14 protein-coding genes and 1 pseudogene are annotated in these 20,777 nt (G+C 64.1%); 10 read left to right on the top strand and 5 right to left on the bottom strand.

Going from position 1 to position 20,777, the window contains the following annotated elements:
• Window positions 1–30: 30 nt before the first annotated feature.
• The 5 genes and pseudogenes from ACHMXB_RS05165 to ACHMXB_RS05145 all read right to left on the bottom strand — a co-directional run.
• Window positions 31–1,527: a sugar ABC transporter ATP-binding protein gene (locus ACHMXB_RS05165; RefSeq protein WP_395403341.1), complete on the bottom strand. Its 1,497-nt coding sequence runs from the start codon at window positions 1,525–1,527 to the stop codon at window positions 31–33.
• On the bottom strand, window positions 1,524–3,179 hold the full coding sequence (locus ACHMXB_RS05160) for an amidohydrolase (RefSeq protein ID WP_395403339.1): 1,656 nt from the start codon (window positions 3,177–3,179) through the stop codon (window positions 1,524–1,526). Before ACHMXB_RS05160 ends, ACHMXB_RS05165 begins: the two co-directional genes overlap by 4 nt.
• Window positions 3,179–4,327 (bottom strand): TMAO reductase system periplasmic protein TorT, encoded by a 1,149-nt coding sequence (gene torT, locus ACHMXB_RS05155; protein ID WP_395403337.1) that lies wholly within the window; start codon window positions 4,325–4,327, stop codon window positions 3,179–3,181. The genes ACHMXB_RS05160 and torT overlap by 1 nt, the downstream gene beginning before the upstream one ends.
• Window positions 4,324–5,496, bottom strand: a complete 1,173-nt coding sequence (locus ACHMXB_RS05150) for an FAD-dependent oxidoreductase (RefSeq protein ID WP_395403335.1) — start codon at window positions 5,494–5,496, stop codon at window positions 4,324–4,326. Before ACHMXB_RS05150 ends, torT begins: the two co-directional genes overlap by 4 nt.
• A 1,486-nt stretch (window positions 5,497–6,982) precedes the next feature.
• Window positions 6,983–7,277 (bottom strand): annotated as a pseudogene (locus ACHMXB_RS05145) (ATP-binding cassette domain-containing protein); the annotation flags it as partial.
• A 222-nt stretch (window positions 7,278–7,499) separates the two neighbouring features.
• Between ACHMXB_RS05145 and ACHMXB_RS05140 the strand changes: the two are divergent.
• The 10 genes from ACHMXB_RS05140 to ACHMXB_RS05095 all read left to right on the top strand — a co-directional run bounded on the left by ACHMXB_RS05140 (window position 7,500) and on the right by ACHMXB_RS05095 (window position 20,669).
• On the top strand, window positions 7,500–9,551 hold the full coding sequence (locus ACHMXB_RS05140; protein WP_395403333.1) for a hydantoinase/oxoprolinase family protein: 2,052 nt from the start codon (window positions 7,500–7,502) through the stop codon (window positions 9,549–9,551).
• Window positions 9,552–9,561: 10 nt separating this feature from the next.
• On the top strand, window positions 9,562–11,235 hold the full coding sequence (locus ACHMXB_RS05135; RefSeq protein WP_395403331.1) for a hydantoinase B/oxoprolinase family protein: 1,674 nt from the start codon (window positions 9,562–9,564) through the stop codon (window positions 11,233–11,235).
• Window positions 11,236–11,258: 23 nt separating this feature from the next.
• A complete protein-coding gene (locus ACHMXB_RS05130) occupies window positions 11,259–12,281 on the top strand; it encodes a sugar ABC transporter substrate-binding protein (protein ID WP_395403329.1) in 1,023 nt (340 codons plus the stop codon).
• Between the two features lie 95 nt (window positions 12,282–12,376).
• On the top strand, window positions 12,377–13,903 hold the full coding sequence (locus tag ACHMXB_RS05125; protein ID WP_395403327.1) for a sugar ABC transporter ATP-binding protein: 1,527 nt from the start codon (window positions 12,377–12,379) through the stop codon (window positions 13,901–13,903).
• 10 nt (window positions 13,904–13,913) lie between these two features.
• Window positions 13,914–14,897 (top strand): ABC transporter permease, encoded by a 984-nt coding sequence (locus tag ACHMXB_RS05120; protein ID WP_395403325.1) that lies wholly within the window; start codon window positions 13,914–13,916, stop codon window positions 14,895–14,897.
• Window positions 14,898–14,980: 83 nt separating this feature from the next.
• A complete protein-coding gene (locus tag ACHMXB_RS05115) occupies window positions 14,981–16,300 on the top strand; it encodes a hydantoinase/oxoprolinase N-terminal domain-containing protein (protein WP_395403323.1) in 1,320 nt (439 codons plus the stop codon).
• Window positions 16,297–17,379 carry a DUF917 domain-containing protein gene (locus ACHMXB_RS05110; RefSeq protein ID WP_395403321.1) on the top strand — a complete coding sequence of 361 codons (1,083 nt, stop codon included), beginning with the start codon at window positions 16,297–16,299 and terminating at the stop codon, window positions 17,377–17,379. The genes ACHMXB_RS05115 and ACHMXB_RS05110 overlap by 4 nt, the downstream gene beginning before the upstream one ends.
• The gene (locus tag ACHMXB_RS05105) at window positions 17,372–18,922 is read left to right on the top strand and encodes a helix-turn-helix domain-containing protein (protein ID WP_395403319.1); all 1,551 of its coding nucleotides are present in this window, start codon (window positions 17,372–17,374) and stop codon (window positions 18,920–18,922) included. The genes ACHMXB_RS05110 and ACHMXB_RS05105 overlap by 8 nt, the downstream gene beginning before the upstream one ends.
• Window positions 18,906–19,361 (top strand): GAF domain-containing protein, encoded by a 456-nt coding sequence (locus ACHMXB_RS05100; RefSeq protein WP_395403317.1) that lies wholly within the window; start codon window positions 18,906–18,908, stop codon window positions 19,359–19,361. Before ACHMXB_RS05105 ends, ACHMXB_RS05100 begins: the two co-directional genes overlap by 17 nt.
• Before the next feature lie 33 nt (window positions 19,362–19,394).
• On the top strand, window positions 19,395–20,669 hold the full coding sequence (locus ACHMXB_RS05095) for an amidohydrolase family protein (protein WP_395403315.1): 1,275 nt from the start codon (window positions 19,395–19,397) through the stop codon (window positions 20,667–20,669).
• Window positions 20,670–20,777: the final 108 nt, after the last annotated feature.

Below are 20,777 nucleotides of genomic sequence, written 5' to 3'. Positions count from 1 at the left end.
TTCTCTCCTTAAGAGATGGAAGGGAGGGACTCACGCCGGGGCTGCGGCGAAGAAGGACCTGGCGATGTTTTCTTCGGTGATCTCAGTGCCCGCCAGATGGGCGGCGATGCGGCCTTCACGCATCACGTAGACCCTGTCGCTGATCCCGATGATCTCCGTCAGGTCCGAGGAGATCACCACCACGCCGTGGCCGGCATCGGCATATTTATCGATCAGACGGTAAACATCCGCCTTCGCTCCGACGTCGATTCCCACCGTCGGTTCATCGAACAGGTGGACTTTCGCCGAGCGCAGTCGGCCCCTGGCCAGAACGGCTTTTTGCTGGTTTCCACCCGAAAACTTCCCGGACGCCCGGTCAAGCTGCATGGGCCGCAGGTCCAACTCCTCGGCGATGCTGTGGGCCAGTTCATGCTCCTTCTGCGTCATCAGGAAGCCCCTCCGGGTGATCTGAGCGGGCCGGTGGGAACCCATGGTCATGGATTCGAAGAGCGGACGGCCCAAAACAAGGCCCTCGCTCCGCCGGTCCGAAGGGTAGTAGATGAGCCCGCGCTCCAGCATTCCCGCCGGTGACGGCTTGGGGATCTGCTCGCCGTCGAGCTTTACGCCGCCGTGCTGAACCGGGTGCAGCCCGAAGCAGGCCCGGGCGAGATCCGATTTCCCGCACCCGAGCAGACCGGCGACGCCGACGACCTCACCGGCGCAGACGCTGATTGAAACATTGCGCAGGGTTGCGCTGCCGAGCCCGGAAACCACGAGGAGTTCCCGGCCAGGTTCCCGTCTCGAGTGCTGGTAGAGCGAGCTCGCCGGGCGCCCGATCATTTTCTCAACGATAACGGCTTCGTCCATCGGGGCATCGAGAGTCTCGATAAACTTTCCATCTCTGAGGACCGAGACGCGGTCGGCAATGGCCTCCACTTCATGCATGCGGTGCGTTACATAGAGGATGGCGACACCCCGCCGGGCCAGCCCGGTCACGATGTTCAGCAGCTGCCGGCTCTCATTCTCGCCCAACGAAGCCGTGGGTTCGTCCAGGATCAGGAGCCGCGCTTCACCCATCAGGGCCCGGGCTATCTCGATCAGCTGCTGGGAGGAACGCGGCAGGTCACCGGCACGGGCTTCCAGCGGCAGGTCTGCGCCCAATCCTGACAGGGCGTCGGCGGCGCGCTCGAGCATCTTCTTCCGGTCAACGAGTCCGGATTTAAGGGGCAGCGAACCCAAGGAGATGTTCTCGGCCACCGAAAGCTGCGGAACGATGTTCAGTTCTTGGAACACCGTCCGGATTCCGCCCTTCTCGGCGTCTTGGGGGCGGTCGAAGACTGCCTCAATACCGTCCAGCGTGACGGACCCTGTCGTAGCCTTGTGAACTCCGCAAAGAATCTTGATCAGCGTTGACTTGCCTGCGCCGTTCTCGCCCATGAGCGCATGGATCTCGCCCCGCTTGATCTCGAAGGAGACGTCGCTGAGTGCCGTGACACCGGGAAACTTCTTGCTCACATTACGGATGGCCACTAACGGGTTGGCGGTCATGCCTCCCCACCTCCTGAATACGCCAGGACTCCGCTCACATAGGTGCGCTCCACCCGGATGTCCTTCAGTTCCGCCTCGGGGACGGTGTGCGGGTCCCTGTCCAGAACCACCATGTCCGCGGCCTTTCCGGGCTCCAGGGAACCGGCCACCTGGTCGAGCCCGATGGCCTTCGCCGCTTCGATGGTGTGCAGCCTGAGAGCTTGTGCCACCGAGATCGATTCTTCCGGTTCGATGTGGTTCCCCCAGTAGCTTCTTCGAGAGACCGCCGACCAGATGGTGTGCAGGGGATTCGTCGCTCCCGGTTCTCCGCCTAGAGTGATGTCCGAGCTGATGACGGGCGATACGCCTTCGTGCAGCAAGGTCCGCAGCGGAAGTCTTCCCGTGCTGCCCGTGGCGGGGAAAAGCATGGGCAGATAGTCACCGATGAAGTTGTGCAGGAAGCCCGGCTGCATCACGGGGATCACATTGGCCGCACGCCATGATGCGATCTCCGCCACCGAGTCCAGCACGTTGCCCAGGTGCTCGACGCGCACCGGCGGGTGATCGTGGGCGTCACCCACGGCGAGAATGGCCTCGATCGCTTCGCGCTGCGCCCTGGTGCCGTTGGTATGGATGGCGATCTGCACGTTCTTGTGGCGCGCAGACCTGATGGCGTCCATCAGGGCGCCGCGGGAGAGGTTGAGTTTGCCCCTGTATCCGGCACGGGGGCTGTGGTCGCGGGAGTAGTCGTCGAGGCTGGCCGCATTGCGTGCGGAGTATCCCCCGTCTGCGAACACCTTGACTCCCCGGGCCCAGACCCGCTCGGGTCCGCTGCGTGAGGAAAAGCCGGCCGTCCAGTCGCACGCCGCCGCAGCCGGGAGCAGCGCCGGGGCCATTGCGTACAGCGCGATCCGTCCGTTGAGGCCGCCGTCCGCGACCGCCGCGTCCAACGCCTCCACGTTGCGTGTTGATTCGGCCATTTCACCGATTGACGTAACGCCATACGCGAGGAAGTCGCTGCGGAAGGTATCGGAATAGAAGCGCGTCAGTTCCTCGACGCTGCTTTCCGGAATAGGCAGGAGGCCGTCAATCTCCGCGACGACGCCGGTCGGCTGGCCGGCGTCGTCAAGGTGGACCACAGGGCTGCCCCACAGGCCTTCGCCCCCGGTGATGAACCGCTCCACCCCGGCCAGGGCCAAGGCAGGGGTATTGAGCACGGACACGTGGCCGCCGCAGTGCAGGACAATGGGAGTTGTCTTGCTGACCGAATCCAGTTCCGATCGGGTCGGCAGCCTGCGTTCGGCGATTTTTTGGTCGAAGAACAAATTGCCGTAACCGATGAGCCAGTCACCGACGGTCCGGTCTGCGTTCAGCCCCGTCCGCAGGGCATCGAGAACGTCAGCGATGGTTTTGCACGCCGGCACGCGGCAATCGATGCCCCGGTGGGTTCCTGCCGCGTACTGGGCGAAATGCACGTGCGGGTCAATGAATCCCGGAAGGATCGTCCGGCCGCCCAGGTCGTGGACGGTGACTCCGTTCCGCTGCAGTTCGCCGGCGTAGGCGTCGTCACCGACCCCGGCTATTTTGCCGTTTTCGACGTAGACGACGCGCACGTTGGGTGCCGCGGTCATGGTGACGACGTTGCCGGTCAGCGCAAAGGCAGTGGCACCCATCACTTGCCCGCTTCAACGTTGAAAGCGGGTGACCATCCCTGCGGTGCGAAGCTCCCGGTAGCGTCGAATTTCGCGGTGTTGTCGAAACCGTCCTCCTTGGGTCCGCAAATCAGGAGAGGCTCCGGGGCGTAGCGCTGGATTTCCTTGTCCAGCGGTTTGTGCTCCAGCGTCCGCACCGCGAGGTCCACGGAGATCTTGCCGATCTGGCTTGACTGTTCCGACGGAGCGCATTTCGCCTGCCCGCGCTTGATAAGTTCAACTGCCTGCGGGGTCACGTACGTGCCGTATAGCCCGATGTCCTCGGCCTTGCCCTGCTCCGCCAGGAGTGTTGCGGCGACTTCCATGGTGATCGCAGTGCCGACAATCGCATCGATGCCAGGGTTGGCGGACAGGGTGTCCTCTACGAGCTTCAGCTGGACCTCTTTGCCGGTGTCTCCGTACTTGACATCCACAATTTCGACTGCGGAACCTGCAACGGCTGCCTCGAAACCCTTCCGGGACCGCTCCGTCCATCCTGCCCCGGCCGGTCCCGGCAGGAGCGCCACTTTCAGCGGCTTCTTGAGTGATGCAAGGTGGGTGCCGATCATTTTGCCCATGTCCACGTAGTCCTGCAGCACACGGGCGTCCACCTCTGCGGAGGAGACTCCGTTCCCGACGTCGACCACCGCCACACCCTTCTTCTTGGCCTTGGTGATGGCAGGGTTCAACGATTCGTTGCTGACAGCGCTCAACAGCACCGCGTTTGCGCCGGAGCTGACGCAGTCCTCCACCTGTGTGACCTGCTGGGCGACGTTTTCATAGCCTCCTGCGTCCGTGGTGGTGAGGGAGACGCCCAACTGCCTTGCTTGGCTGGCCTGACCATAGTTCATCCCCACCCAGGTCGGGTCCTTCAGATGGGGCAGCACGGAGCAGATGCGCCAGGGCTTGGTGATGTCATTCCGGTTCAGGGACGTGTAGGTTCCGGGGGTGTTCGGCCCGGTGCAGCCACGAGGGTCCACTTTGGTGGACTTGCAGTTCGTCAGCAGCGCGGGTGCGGACCAGGATTCCCCGCTGACCGGCTCGGCCTCGGCACCTGCGGCAGCGCATCCGGAGAGCAGGAGAAGCCCGGCCGCAGCAAGTGCGACAAATTTCAGTTTCTGGGTTTTCATGCGAGCACGTCTTCCTTGAGGACGGCGGCGGCGGTATCGATGGGCCGGATCTGCCCGGCCGGAAAACGTTCGGCAGCGAAGTTGATGGATCCCTGGACCCGGCGGGACGCCGTGAGCTTCCTGACCAGGGCGGACCGTGCGTCCAGGAGACCCTTGGGCCACATGGTGCCGACCTTGCCATAGACGCGGGAGTAGCGCTGGACTCCTTCGCTCATCTCGCGCTGGCTTTCCTGCCACGACTTGAGGGCGAAATCGATGCTGCTGCTGTTTGTGACCGAGATGGCCAGGGCCACGGCATTGGTCATCGCAACACAGGCCGCCTGGCCCAGGTTGGGCGACATGGCGTGGGCCGCGTCCCCCACCAGTGCCGTCCGGCCGCTGTACCACTGGCTGACGTGCACATCGTGGAAAGGCGCCCAGCGTCCTTCCGTGTCGAAGGGGATCCGCTCCAGTTGGGAGCGGAACTCGGGGAAGCTTTCGATCCATGTTGCGGCGTTGAACGGATTCTGCTCGCGGCCCTCGACGTCATTTGCGGGGCAGCAGAGGAAAACGTACGTTTCGTCCGGTGAGCACGGGATGATGCCGATGCGGCGTCCGCCGTTCCACTGCTCGATGGTCTGGTGGACCGGATCGTCACCCGTCCGGGCGATGAGGTGCCGCCCGCCGCCGTCGCGCAGATCCACAAGTTTTTGGCGCAGGCCGAGCGAATCCCGGACCTTGGAGAATACGCCGTCGGCCCCAACGGCAAGGTCAGCCGGGTACTCCTGGCCGGCGGCCGTGGTCAGCGTTCCGTTCGGGGTGGCCCCGGTGATCGGCGAGTCGGTGATGATCTCCACACCCTGCCGGCGGGCCGCGTTGAGAAGACTCTGGTAGAGGTGCCGCCGGCCAACAGTGTAAAGGCGGTGGTTCCGCAGCCACTCGTCCTGGAGGGTGCTGCCGTCGTGATCCCGCAGAAACGGAACCTCAACCTTCTCGGCCCGGGAGACAACTTCCTCGTAAGCCCCAATGGCCTCCAGCGCACGTAGGCCGTTCTCCCAAAGGTAGATTCCGGCCCCGATCTCCCGGAGGATGGACCCTTTTTCGTGTACCCGGACCGAACATCCGGCCTTGCCGAACGCCGCCGCGGCGGTCAGCCCCGCCAAGCCGGCACCAGCGATTTCGATATGCATGAAGATGGCTCCTTTGCCGTCCCTTGGTGATCTGCATTTCAGATCCCTTGCAGATGCTAGCCACGAAAAATGTGATGAGCAATACTTTTCTTAGATCACATCAAAGTTTTTTTAGTCTTATGCCGCTCTCTCGTCGACGCGGCCACCACCGACGGAGACGGATCGTCCCGCTATGGCGCGAAACGGTGCGCCGGTCAGAGTGTCAGATCGGGCGGTCCTGGCCCCAAATGGGCTACACAAGCAGCATTTCTTGTTGATAGGGCTGGATGACCAGTAGGGGCGCGGTTGGGACGCACCCTGGAACCGAAGGCGCGCAGGGCTGCCTCGCCGGCAAGGGTCGCGCGGTCCAGGTTGCAGGGCCATGAGCGACGACGGGCCCGATGAGTCGTTGGCGCGGCATTGCGGCAGTGCAAAGCCAGGCGGCCGACAGCCGGGGAGGGAGCGACTGGGTCGGAGTCACTCCCCGGACCGAGGCTACTCAAAGACCTTAAGCGTGAGGCAGGGACTCCATAACCGCCTCAAAGCCGTCGCCCTCATGGATAAGACGCCGCCCTGCTCCAGCATCCAACCAGATCCAGAACGCGGACCCGTCGGGCATCCACTCGTCCAGGGCGCCCCCAAGCCCGGGGCGGCCGCAGCCTTGCAGGCGGACGCGACTTCCGGCTGGAACAGCTTCCGGGCCTGCAATCCACACATCGCGTCCCTTCAGGGTTTCGCCATCATCGAAGGCAGGCGGAGTGTGACCGGGAGAACCCGCAGGAAGCTCCCGGAATCTTTCTCGTTCTACCAACGGTCTATCCTTCCTTCCGCGGATCGGCTGGACCGGAGACCCCCACCACTCCGCCATCCTTCGCGACCCGTCAGTTGACGGACACGGAATTGATGAGGGGGTGCAAGCCGCCACGCGCCACACGTGCGTTCGGCCCGGAGCGGATTGGGGGCGCCATTCCGGGCCGAACTGAAACAAAGTACCAGAGAGTTTGCGCACGAACAATTCGTAGCCGAATCCACGGGAGGCCGGAATCAGAGTCGCGCCTTCGCCAATGGAAAACGAGGATGACGTTCTGCTTTGACCGGCAAGCTTTTGCCGCGCACTAGGCTCTCGCTTCCCCACCGTCATCACGCGCTAAAGGCCTCTCATGGGGCACTTGTCCTCGCCCCGTCCTGATCAACGTTTCCTCAGTCATGCCCCGGGACCCCGCGGTGGTTTCCCAGCGCAACGTGCTTATAGAGAACATGGATCTGCCGCACTTTTTGACCTGTCAGCGGAAGTACGTCACGGTGCTGCAGTCTTGATCACTCAGGTACTCACACTGTGAGTACAAACCCTCTCCTCAGGCCGCGTATCCTGCGGACGGAACTGGGCCAACTCGCCCAGCCAGCAAAAAAGCTTGGCCTGAACACAGGCATCATTGGCTCCGGCTGCTGACTTGCCGAAAACTTGGATTTGAAAGTCTCCGAAATGTTGATGCGGCAATGGCGAGGATACGTCGTCGTCCTTTACCAAGCCTGTCGTGGCGTCGAGCAGCCGGCATGAGGTTCATCAGCGTTGTCTTGCCGGCGCCGGTGCTGCCGGCGATCGCCGTGGTTTGGCCCGGCCTGCTGGGGAAGCTGATCCCGGAAACCGGTACCCGGGTAAGCGAATCCGGCGCCGACCATCTCCAACTCGCCCCGCGCCGCCCGTCAGGAGACATAGTGCTGCTGACGGGCCTGGGCGGCGGCCGGACGCTCGACTCCCTGCCAAGCACAGCGCCCATCCGGTCCATGGAGACGGACGCACGAGTGGCATAGCGAGCGCGTCAATCATCACCCGCAAATTCCTTCCACCGATTTCTCGGGCAGTTAAAACCCCTGCCAAACCGGCGTTCCACATGGCTTCTTGGGCAGCAAGCCCTTTATCCTCTTCCTGGATTGTGCATGACGCACCGTCACCGGAAACCCCTCATGTCTAACGTGATTTCCCACACACCAAGTTCCACCCCCAGAACTATGAGGAGATACACATGCCGAACTACAGGGTGTCGATGGATATCGGCGGAACGTTCACGGACATCGTGGCGTACGATCAGGCCGCAGGGACCTATGAGGCGACGAAAGCATCCACCACGCCGGGCAACCTGAGTGCCGGCGTCATCGCGGGCCTCGAATCGATTGTTACCGACCTTTCCGACATAGAGTTCCTGGTGCACGGCACCACGCAGGGCTTGAACGCCTTCCTAGAGCGCCGCGGCGTTCCAGTGCTGCTGCTGGCCACGGCCGGCGTCGAGGACTCTTATCACATCGCCCGCGGCCCCCGCCTGGAGCTCTACAACGCCCAGTACCGCAAGCCCGCTCCCCTCGTGGAGCGGAAGGACGTCATCGGCGTCGGCGGACGCCTCGACGGTCACGGCCACGAGATCCGGCCGCTCGACGAAGTGGCCGTCCGACAGGCCGCACGCCGGGCACTGGAGGAAGGATACGGCGCCGTGGCCGTTGCCTTCCTCTTCAGCTACAAGAACCCGGCCCATGAACTCCGTGCCCGCGAAATCCTGCTCGAAGAACTGGGCGAAGACTTCACCATCTCCCTTTCGCATGAAGCGGCCAAGGAATGGCGCGAATACGAGCGCACATCGTCCGCCGTCGTCGAGGCATACACCGGCCCTGTGGTCCGCAACTACCTCCTGGACCTGGAAGAGAAGCTCGCGGACCGCGGCGTGGAGGCCCCGCTGCACATCATGCAGTCCTCCGGCGGCGTGCTCACCGCCGAGTCCGCCCGGAAGCGTCCGCTTCAGACGCTGCTGTCCGGTCCGGTCGGCGGCGCGATGGGCGACGTCGAGCTGGCTGGGGTGTCCGGCAACCGGAACCTCATCGGTGTTGACATGGGCGGCACCTCCTTCGACGTTTCCCTTGTTGTCGACGGCAAACCCGATGTGTCCACCGAGGCCCACCTCGAAGGCCTGCCGATGCTCATGAGTGTGGTCAACATCCACACCGTGGGAGCGGGCGGCGGCTCGGTGGCGTGGCTCGAAGCCGGCGGCCTCCGGGTAGGCCCCCGGTCTGCAGGCGCCACCCCGGGACCGGCCTGCTACGGCCGGGGCGGCACCGAACCAACCGTCACCGACGCCAACCTGGTGCTCGGCCGCGTGGATCCGGACTGGTTCGCAGGCGGACAGGTGGCCCTGGACCGGGAAGCAGCCGTTGCGGCCCTCAAAACTGTGGGAGACGAACTCGGGCTGGACCCGATCGCCATGGCCGAAGGCATCTGCGACGTTGCCAACTCCCAGATGGCCCAGGCCATCCGGACCATCACCATCTCCCGCGGCATCGAACCGCGCGACTTTGCCCTCGTTGCATTCGGCGGCGCAGGACCGATGCACGCAGTTTTCCTGGCCAAGGAGCTCGGAATCCCGGAAACCGTGGTACCCCGGTTCCCCGGGGCGTTCTCGGCATGGGGCATGCTGCAGACCAACATCCGCAAGGACTTCTCCGAGCCGTACTTCTTCCTCGATGAGGACATCGACGTGGCTGACATGGCGGGTGTCCTGCGACGGATGGAAGTGGAGGGGCTGAAGTCCCTGGTCTCCGAGGGTGTCCCGGAGGAAAGCCGCCTAACCACTGCCTCCGTGGATGTTCGCTACCAGTCGCAGGAATTTTCGCTGAACGTTCCCCTGACCTCCGCAGACGAACCTGAATCAGAGGGCTTCGTCGCTGACCTGGCAGCCCGCTTCTCCGCCATGTACCACGACCGCTACGGGCACTCCAACCTCGGAGCCCCGATCGAAATCGTGGCACTGCGGACGCAGGCGATGGGCGACCTGGGCCGGCTGGAGGCACCTCTCTTCGCAAGGGCACAGAGCCCCGAGTTCAAGCACGAAGTCCGCCGCGTGGTCTTTGACCACGAAGAACACGAGACCACCGTGGTGCGCCGCGACGACCTCGCCACCGGGCACGCCTTTGAAGGTCCCGCCATCATCGTTGAGCAGACCGCCACCACCGTGGTGCCGCCCGGATTCAACGTCACCGTCGACGAGTTCGGCTCCCTGGTCATCCGCACCGAAGACGCAGAAGGAAATTGAGGTACCGCAAATGACAATCACCGCAGTCAAAACCCTGGACCCTGTAACCGTTGAAATCATCCGCAACGCGCTCACCAGCGCCGCGGACGACATGAACGCCACCCTGATCCGCTCCGCCTACTCACCCATCCTCTACGAGGGCGGGGACTGCGTGGTGGCGCTGCTGGACACCGAACACCGCGTCCTCGGACAGTCCGCCGGCCTCCCCCTGTTCCTCGGCAACCTCGAGACCTGCTCCATCGCCGTGGAAGAGCTGTACGGCCGCGAAGTCTGGCAGGAAGGGGACGTCTGGATCCTCAACGACTCATACCTCGGCGGAACCCACCTGAACGACGTCACCATCTTCGCACCGATCTTCGATAACGGCTCCGTGGTCGGTTTCGCCGCAACCCGGGCGCACTGGATGGACATGGGGTCCAAAGATGTTGGTGGCTCCATGGATGCCACGGACATCTTTCAGGAGGGCTTCCGCATGGGGCCGGTCAAGCTCATGGAAGCCGGCATTGAGACCTCCGTGGTGGACCTGATCCGCACCAACGTGCGGTTCCCTTACCAGACCATCGGCGACATGCATGCGATGATCGCCGCACTCCGGATGGGAACCACCCGGATGAAGGAACTGGTAGGCCGGTACGGCATGGAACAGCTCGACGCCGCCCGCGATGAAATCTTCCGGCAGACCGAGGAGATCGAGCGCGAAACCGTCCGCAACATCCCCGACGGCGTCTACGAAGCCGAAGGCGTGCTGGACAACGACGGCATTAACCTGGACACCCCAATCCCCATCCGATTGAAGATCACCGTCGCCGGCGACACCGTCGACTTCGACGTCTCCGGCTCCGCCGACCAGACCATGGGCCCGGTCAACTGCGGCGCAGCCCAAGCCGTTTCGGCCCTGCGCGTGGGGTACAAGCTCCTGGTCAGCCCGGACTCCAACTCCAACGGCGGATCCTTCCGCCCACTGACCACCCAGGTACGTTCCGGCTCGGTGCTCGGCGCCGTGGCACCTGCACCCTGCCAGTGGTATTTCTCGCACCTGGGACTGCTGATCGATCTGGTCTCCAAGGCAATGGCACCCGCTATGCCTGACCGTGTAGCCAGCGCCAGCCACGGCGACTCAATGATCATCACCGCCGCCGGCTTCGACCCCCGCTTCGGCCGGAATTTCGTCAGCATGGAAGCCACCCTGGGCGGCTGGGGCGCCTGGCAGGGCACGGACGGCGAATCCGCCATGATCAACAACGTCAACGGCTCCCTGAAGGACCTGCCCATCGAAATGATGGAAACCCGTTACCCGCTGCGAATCAACGAGTACTCCATCCGCCCCAACTCAGGAGGCCCCGGCCAGTGGCGCGGCGGCAACGGAGTAATCCGTGAATACGAGTTCCTCGCCGACTGCGTGGTGGGCCTCTGGTTCGAAAGGTCCAAGACACCAGCCTGGGGCCTCTTCGGCGGATCTGACGCCCAGGGCCCGGAAGTCGTGATCAACCCCGGCCGCCACGACGAAGTCCGGACGCTGAAGGCCAACGCACGGAAAATAAAGGCCGGCGACGTGGTCCGCCTGGCCGTCGGGGGCGGCGGTGGATTCGGAGATGTAGCCAAGCGCTCCCGCGAAGACATTGAGTACGACATCGTCAATGGATTCATCACCGAGGACTTTGCCAAGACCCACTACGGCTACTAAACCCGCGCCAGAAAGGACTAACCGTGAAAATCACCAAGCGTCCAGCCGCAGCGATGGCCCTCATGAGCCTCGCCCTGCTGACCTCAGCATGCACCCCGCCGGCCCAAAACAGCACTACAGAAGCAGTGGCTGCCGGTGCAGACCAGAAACTCAACGTCGGATTCTTCGGTTTCGCCAAATCCAACGGCTTTGCCCAGGGAACATACCTAGGCGTGGAGCAGGCGGCCAACGCCAACAACGCCAGCGCCACCTTCGTGGACTCCAATTTCAGCGCCCAGACACAGGTCCAGCAAATCCAGGATGCCGTCACCTCCAAGCAGTTCGAGGTGATCGTCGTCCAGGCGAATGACAACCAGGCCCTTATCGCACCTTTGACGCAGGCCGTCCAGGCGGGCATCACGGTGGTGGTCGAGTTCTCGGTCATCGGACCGAAGTTCGACACCACCGAACCGCAGGTCCCCGGTGCCATCAGCATCGTGGACCTGCCCACCCGCAACGGCAAGGTGCTCGGCGAGATGGGCAAGGAAGCCTGCGCCACGGTGCAGGGCGACACCTGCAAGGTGGCCTACCTTGAAGGCTTCAAGTCCCTGCCCCTGGACAACGCCCGGACCGATGCCGTGAAGGCGGAACTGGCCACCGATCCGAAGATCAAGCTCGTGGCCAGCGTCGAAGGCGGCTACACCCAGGACAGCGGCCGCCAGGCATTCCAGAACGTCTCCCAGGCCAACCCTGATGTGGACGTTGTGATCGGCGCATCCCAGGCCATCACCGGAGCCGCCGCGGCCGCCGGGAAGAATGACATCAAGTTCATCGGCAACGGTGCATCTGTATCCAACGTCGAAGCGGTCCGGTCGGGTAAATGGTTCTCCATCTACGTCAGCGACGTCGTGGCCAACGGTGCCAAGGCCACCGAACTGGGGCTCGCCAAGGCGCGCGGCAAGCAGGTGGAAACCGCCATCGACGAGGCCAGCCTGTCCCCCAACAGCGGCAAGGGCACCAAAGAGGCGCTGGATTCCCTGAACTACGTCTCAAAGTACTCGGACTAGTCCAGCCCACCCGCGGGCAACCCCGGTGCCGGAGCCTGACCGCTTCGGCCCCGGGGACCCTGGCCCTAAAGTCCCTTCCATCTCCAGAGGTCAACATGGCTATACAACAGTTGGAAAAACACGAGCACGCCAGCCGGAGGACCGCCCCCGAAATCACCGTCTCCGGAATCGGCAAACGCTACGGTGCCACCACGGTGCTGAAGGACGTCACCCTGTCCGTCAGGCCCGGGGAAATCCACGGCATCATGGGGGAAAACGGCGCGGGGAAGAGCACCCTGCTGAAAATCCTGGGCGGTGCCATCGTGGCCGACTCCGGCACCATGGAATTGGACGGCCATCAGGTCAGGATCACAACGCCCCGGGACGCCATCTCCCACGGGATTTCCCTCATCTCCCAGGAACTGGCACTAATCCCCAACCTGTCGGTGCTGGAGAATGTCTTCCTGGGCCGCTGGTCGAACAGGGGAAGCCTCCTCTCCCTCAACCGGGATGGCGAGCATTTTGCCCGGCTCTTGGAAGAGACAGGTTTTGACCTGGACCCGAGGGCAACCGTGGGGAACCTGCCTATCGGACAACAACAGCAGGTGGAAATCCTGAAGGCCCTCGCTCGCGGGGCGAAGGTGCTGTGCATGGACGAACCCACGGCAGTCCTTAACGAGGCCGAAAAGGAAAAACTGCTGCAGGTCATCAAAAGGCTGGCCCGCACCGGAACTACCGTGCTCATCGTCTCCCACTACCTGGAGGAAGTCCTGGAGTTGGTGGACCGCGTGACCATTCTGCGCGACGGACAGCACATCGTCACCGAAGACGCCACCGGCCATACGCCGCAGTCGCTCGTGCGGCTGATGGTGGGCCGGGAGGTCGCCTTCCTTATCCCGGACGTTCCGAAGGTTCCGTCCGAAGCTGAGACGGTTGTCCGGGTGGCCGGATTGTCCAGTGCCAAGGTCAAGGACATATCTTTGGAGGTCCGCCGCGGAGAAATTCTGGGTATCGCCGGGCTGGTGGGCAGCGGCCGCAGCGAGACCCTCCTCGCCATTTTCGGGGCAGACCGGACCACCGGCGGCCACGTCGAAATCAACGGCCGCCGCATCCGCCCCAGCTCCATTCGAGGCGCCATCAAGGCCGGTATCGCCCTCATTCCAGAGTCCCGGAAAGAACAGGGTTTGATCATGTCCCGCCCGGCCGCCGAGAACATCGCCCTCTCGACTCTGCCCGCACGTTCATGGGCCGGCTTCGTTCGGGCACAGAGGGAAAGGACGGCCGTCAAGGACGTCAGCAGGTCGGTTGACCTGCGGGGAGCCCGCCCGGGACAGCCCGTAGCCAACCTTTCCGGCGGGAACCAGCAGAAGGCACTTTTCGCCAAATGGCTGTTGACCCCTCCGGCGGTACTGCTGGTGGATGAACCCACCCGGGGAGTGGACATCGCCGCCAAAGCCCGGATCCACAGCATCATCGTTGAACTGGCTGCGAAGGGCACAGCAGTCATCGTCGTCAGCTCCGAGCTCGAGGAAGTGCTCGGCCTTTCCCACCGTATCCATGTCATGCGGCACGGGCGCATCGTTGCCGAGTTCGACCGGCACGCCTCCCGCGATGAAGTCATGACTTCCGCTTTTCTGAAATAGGTGAATCCAAATGACCACAACGACAGTTGCCGTGCCCGCGGCGGCAGAGAAAAAGTTCAATCTCAATCTCAAAGACTTCGGGATCGTTTTCGGCCTGGCCGCCATCATGCTGTTCCTGGCCCTGAACACCGGCACATTCCTCACCGGCCGCAATTTCATCAATCTGTTCGACCAGGCCGCCGTGGTGGGGCTGCTCGCCGCGGCAGCCACGCTGTGCATCATCAGCGGGGTCTTTGACCTCTCCTCCACCGCCACCCTCGCTGTCTCCGCCATTACAGGCGTGATGCTCACCCAGCATTTCGGTGTTGCAGCCGGTTTCTTCGGAGCTCTGCTGGTGGGTGCCCTGCTGGGGACGGTTACCGGGCTGATCGTGGTCAGCACGAAGGTCAACTCGTTCATCGGGACGCTGGCGGTGAGCATCATTTACCGGGGGCTGGCGATTGTAATCACCGGCGGCGCAATTGTCGCACCGCGGCCCGACCAGCTCGCCTCCTTCCAGACATGGACCTGGCCCAGCCTCTTCGGCCTCACCGCCGGCTCGGTGTTGATGCTGGCGATGACAGCGGTGCTGGGAATTGTCCTCTGGCGCACCACCTTTGGCCGCAGGATCTACGCGGTGGGCGGCAACCAGGAAGCCGCACGTCTCAGCGGCATCCGTACAGGTTCAATCCACATTGCGGTCTTCGCTATCAGCGGCCTCTGCTCCGCAATGGCCGGGATGATTCTGGCCTCGCGTGCCGGCTCGGCCCAGCCGGCCATGGCCATCGGCATCGAACTCACCGCAATAGCCGCTGTGGTTATCGGCGGCACCAGCATCCTGGGTGGACAAGGCGCCATGTGGAGGGCCTTCGTGGGCGTCATGATCCTCACCGTCATCAGCAACGGTTTCAACCTGCTGCATTGGGATACCACCTACCAGCAGGTGGTGACAGGCGTCCTCATCCTGGTGGCCGTTGCAGCCGACGGATTGTTCTTCCGCAAAGCCACGAGATGACTGTCCAGGGTGGACCCTAGAGATATGACATGGATGCACCGCGGGGCAGGGGCCCGGCAGGAAGCTGAACAGGAGGCCCGGCAATGCGGATAGGCTTAATGCTCCAGGGCAGAAGTTGCCGGGCACTCGTCCTGGAGGGACGCTCCGTCGTCTCCGTGGCCGAACAGCAGCAGGCCGGCAGCCAGGCTGAAGCGCTGGACCGGGTGCTGTCCGCGTTACGCCTGCAGTTCGGAGGCCGGATCACAGACGTAACGGCCGACGTCGGCCGCGTACTCGCCGCGGGGCAGCCAGGGCACGTCGTCGCTATCCGCATTTCTCCCCGCCCTCCTGCTGACCAGTTCCATAACACCAGGGTGCCGACGCTCATTGAGCCCGCAGTCACCCGGACCGTGCATGTCCGCGGCGGCCACGACCTGCGGGGACGGCCGCTGGCGCCGCTTGATCTGAAAGCATTCCTGCTGGAATTGCCCTCCATCCTGTCGCTGGGCGTCCGGAACGTAGCCATCACCGCCGTCGGTTCCACCGCCTCCCCGGAGCACGAAACCCGCATCGCGGATGCCATTCTGTCCAACAACAGCGACATACGGATCAGCGTCTCCAGTGATTTCTACTCAAGCGTGTTCCGCGACCGTGACTACACGGCCGTCCTTAACAGCGCCCTGATGGAATCGGGCGAAGAGCTGGCAGCAATGGTGGAAGAGGCAGGGAAGCGCCACTTCCCCACGGCCACCCTCTCCTATGCCAGGAACGACGGCGGGCGGGCACCGCTTGCGCGGCTGGCGGTAGTCCCCGTGCACGCGCTTCGTCCGGAACCTGCCATGGCAGTCCTCGGCGCAGCAACGCTGGGCGGGCTGCGTGAAGGCGAAGTGGTTGTTTGCACCGATGAGGGCGTGAGCGTGGGAAACATGCGCGGCGGTCTTCCTGTTGCGCGCAGCCTCATCCGGCAGGGGTACGAAGCGAGCCTCGCCACCAACGCCGCCATCGTGGAACCATACACGGCCAACCATCCAGTCCGGCCCGACATCCCCTCGGTGGTTGCCGACATCCGCACCAGCCAGGACACCCCGCCTGAGTACGGCCTGGTGCCAACACTTCCACTTGCCCGGGACCTGACCCTCATAGGCTGTGCCGCGACACCACTGACGGCGTGGATCGACAGGCTCGAAAGGGTCAGCGGACAGGCCGACCTGCACCGAGTGCAGCACCGGGCCGAGGAGGAAGCGAGCTCGGCTGCAGTCCAGCTGGGCGCGAGTCCCACGGACACCCGCATCATCGAATCAAACGTCTTCGCCATGCCCTACGGGAACCCCGGAATCGTCCGTATCCGGGTCCAGGCCGCGGGCGGCACGTCCGGCTCTGAGGAACAGGCGCCTAACGCGCATGCCATGGAGGCCACGGCATGAGCACCGTCCTCACGGCCGACGACGTGGGGCACCTCCGAACCGGCGCCCATTTCCTGGCCTGCGCCATCGATCCCACCGCCATCCACGTCTACGCCGGCATGATCCAGGAGGCCATGCAGAACCGGTCCGTCGAGCTCATCACCGTGGATGAACTCGCCTCGGAGGACCTGGTGGTGGCTGTCGGCATGGTGACCCAAGGCCTGTTCATTGCTGACATGCCACCCGTGGGAGACGAATTCACGGGCTGTATCGAGGCCATCGAAACCAGGCTCGGACGCAAGGTGCGGGCCATCTATTCACTCGCCGCCGCCAACATCAACGGAATCATTCCGCTGATGGTGGGGCTGCAGTCTTCCCTTCCTGTAATCGACTCCGATCCGATGGGGCGCGTCTTTCCCCTGATCAGCCAGACCACCTTGAACATCGGTGGGGTGGCTATCGGCCCCATAGCGCTCATGGGAGTGACCGGTGAGCGGGCGCTGGTGGAGGCGGGTGATCCGCAGCGCGCCGAGACGCTGGTCCGCGCGCTCGTCACCGAGCTCGGCGGCTGGGCCGCCACCGTGATGTATCCATGTTCTGCGCGGCAGCTGGCAGAGCATGGAGTCCACGGCTCCATCAGCCGGATGATCCGCATAGGAGAGATCCTTGACGCCGAAACCTCGGCGGAGAGCAAATTCCTGTCACTTGCCGACTTCCTGGGCGTGACGCGGATTGCACGGGCGCGGGTGAGCCACATCGAAGGTCTCTCCCGCCCCACCGACCTGGGGCTGCCGGCCCAGCCCTCGAGTGTGACCCTGGAGGATGAAACCACCGGGCAGATCATCCGGCTGGAGATCCAGAATGAGATTCTGCTGGTGCTTGTGGACGGTGCCGTAGCGGCGGCCGTCCCCGACATGGTGACGCTGCTCAACTCCGAGCACGGCTCTGTGGCCAGCCTGGACGACCTCAGGGTAGGCAACGTCGTGGATGTGCTCAAACTCAACGCCGCCCCGCAATGGTATTCGGAGGCGGGGCTGGATCTGGCCGAACCGGCTGCATTCGGCATTCCGCTCAAGCATCCAAGGCGGCACCATGGCTAGGTCGAGGAAGGACACCCGGCTCGATGTTGCGGGCCTGCTGGCGCATGGGTCGCTGCGCGGCACCACCCCGCTGTACCTCACCCCCGCCAGTGCTCTGATTGAAAGCGTCGTTCTGGTCTCCCAGCTCGAGGCTATCCAGCGGGTGCGGCCGAACACCGTTGTGGTCCTCTCGGCAGAAATGGGCTCGGGTGGATGGCTCGTATCGGCCGCACTGAGGCATGCGTGGGAGCGGCGGGCCAGCGCCGTCGTCGTCGCCGGGAGCACGTATTCCAGTGCTGTGATCGGCCTGGCTGAGCGGCTGGGCATCAGCCTCTTGGCGGCGGAAGAAAACCCCGCCGGAGTCGCGTTGGCTTTGGCCGCTGAAATCGGTGCCGCCCTGTCCGTGGTGGATGCCGAGCTCGCCCGGTTCGCCCGGGCCGTGGCTAAGGACACTACGCTCACTGACGTCCTCAAGACCATCTCCGGTGAACTGGACGGTGTGGGCGTCTCGCTGGAATACGACGGCATCGTCCTTGCCTCAGCCGGTATTGCCCCGCGGGACCCGGCAGAGGTCATCACGGTTGACGTAGGCACTGCCAACGCCACCGTCCCTTCCGCCCTCACCGCGCGCGTACCCGCCTCCGGCGTCCTCAACCTACGGCTGGTCCGATCGATCCTGGAAGTGGCTGCCCCTTCCGTGAGGGCCGCATGGTTGATGGGCAATTCGCGGGACGCTGCCCGTGCTGTTCCCGCCGCGGCACTGGCCTGGCTGGAGCAAGGCCCAGGTTCTTCCGGCAGGGCCTTTGAGGAAGACCACCGGCACCTCCTCTCACAGCTTGGGTGGCGCCGGCACGAATGCTACGCGGCTGTGTGGATCTGCCGCAGCGGTGGCATGCACGCGGCCGGAAACGACTTGACCGCTGTGCTGAGGCTGCTCTGGCGGAAGGTCGCTGCACGCAGTCCCCTGGCGGAGGTCGACGGCGGCTGGCTGGCACTTGTTCCGGCCGCACACGAGGCAGTTGTGGCACAGCTTGAACTCCGACTCAAGGCACGGCTCCAGCCTGCCCTGGCCGAGCTGGGCCTGGTGGCCGGCCTGTCCCGCTGGGCGGACGAGGCTCCACCGCTTCCGTCCATCATTCAGGAGGCGCGGCTGGCTGCTGTCTCGGCCCGGTCAGCGGGACAAGGCACGGTCCTGGGCTTCGCCGGCCTGGGCGTAGCCGCGGCCACCACATTCGTCGACAGGGACGCTGTGGCCCTGGTGGCTGAGCTGACCCTGCCAAGGCTGATGGCCTCTCCTGACAGGGACCCGATAGTGGCTGCGGTAGCAGCATTCCTTGATCACCGCGGGTCAGTAAGCGTGGCTGCGGCCGCCCTCGACGTGCACCGCAACACCCTCCAGGCCCGGCTGACCCGTGCGCGGGAACTGGGCGTCCCGTTGGACAATCCGTCCGAGTTGCTGTCCGTCCATCTGATCCTGGACGTGCTGCAGGCGACAGCACAAGGAAAACAAACTTTCAAAGATCCCCACGTAACCAGAAAGGACTCCCATGAGTTCCCAGTTTGAATCCTTCGACGACGTCTACGCCTCCGCCAGGGAGAATGTCGGCGTCCGTCTCTTCACTGCCTCCGTCATCGCCGACGAAGGCAGCAGCATGGCTCGCGTCTACACCACCCACCCTGAGGTCTACCCGGTTGGCGGAAAGAAGACCCTCGCGGGAGACACCAACCCCGTGTGGCTGGAGCAGGTCCTCATTGGCCAGCAGCCGTTCCTGGGCGCTGACAGGGAAGCGGTCAGGGCTTTCTTCTTCGACTCCGGAACCATCGAATCGCTGGGATGCGGCGCGATCGTCAATGTTCCGGTGGTGAGCGGCGGCCGTACGATCGGCTCGATGAACTTCCTGGCGTCCGAAGGCAGCTATGACCAGTCCTCGGTGGACGCCGCCGTCGAGGTTGCGAGGCGCTCTGTCCAGCTCCTCGAAGACGCTCTGGCAGCCACCAGCTAGCGTGCGCCCTGCAACAGGAAGGAAACACTCCACGTGATCCCCAACTCTCAGGGAAACCTGACCATTCGGAACGCCAGGATCTTCGACGGCGAATCACCCGCACTCATTGAGGGCTCCATCATTGTCCGCGACGGCAGGATCACCGCCATGGGCAGCACCGACGAAGGCAGTGGCGCCGGAAACGTACTCGACGCGGGCGGCCGGGTGGTGATTCCCGGCCTCATCGATGCCCACTTCCATGCCTACGCGCTCAGCCTGACCTCGGCGATAAACGAAACCGGGCCGTTGAGCTACTCAGCCCTGGCCGGTGCCCGCAGGCTTGAGGCCGCGCTCGGCCGGGGCTTCACCTCAGTCCGGGATGTGGCCGGGGGTGACGTAGGCCTGGCAACTGCCATCGAGGAAGGACTGTACCCCGGTCCCCGGTATTTTTTTACCGGTCCGGCGCTAAGCCAGACCGGCGGTCACGGCGACATCCGCGCCGCGAACGATGGAAGCTGCTTCCATGGCGGCCACATGTGCGAGGTGGTGGATGGCGTCGAGGACCTGCTGCTGGCGGTGCGCCACCGGTTCCGGACCGGTGCAACGGCCATCAAGCTCATGACCTCCGGAGGAGTGATTTCTCCTGTCGATCCGATCCGTGTGCCCCAGTACAGTGCGGCGGAAATCCGCGTGGTCACCGAAGAGGCCTCGCGGCGGGGCAGCTACGCCACTGCGCACGCCTACTCACCAGAAGCCATTACGCACTCAGTTCTCAACGGAGTCCGCTGCATCGAACACGGCAACCTACTGGATGCTGAAACCGCCCGCCTCATGGCGGAGAACGACGTCTACCTCGTGCCCACGTTGGTGACGTACGACGCGATGAGCCGCCGTGGAGCGGAAATCGGACTTACCGAGGTGGGCGCCGCCAAGAACCAGGAAGTACTGGCCGCCGGCAAGAACGCCGTCACACTGGCGCGCGACGCCGGAGTCCGGATTGGCTTCGGCAGCGACCTCATGGGTGAGCTCGAGGATGAACAGCTGGCCGGGCTTCGCCTGCAGTGCGAAGTGCTGGGCGTCTACGACGCACTCCGCTCCGCGACCTCAACGAACGCGGCACTGCTCCGGCGCGAAGACCTGGGCCGCATCGCGAAGGGCGCATGCGCGGACTTCGTGATACTAGACGGCAATCCCTTCGAGGAGCCCTCAGTGCTCTGGGACGGGAGCCGGAATCGCACCGTCATAAAGGCCGGCAGCGTTGTCCCCTCCAGCGGCCTTCCGGTGGGTTCTGCCATGACAGACGAGGCCCTCAGCGGCGCCTCCGCTTGACGGCTTGCCCGGACAGCAGGGCGACGAAGATGGCGGCGCGAATGCCCGCCGTCGTCTTCGTCGCTCACGGAGGCCTTAACCCGCGATACTGCTCCGTACGTAGGTCCT

The organism is Arthrobacter sp. UC242_113 (assembly GCF_044054585.1).
Classification (GTDB): Bacteria; Actinomycetota; Actinomycetes; order Actinomycetales; family Micrococcaceae; genus Arthrobacter.
The sequence above is the reverse complement of the archived record's forward strand: the minus strand, read 5'-3'. Positions and strand labels throughout refer to the sequence as shown.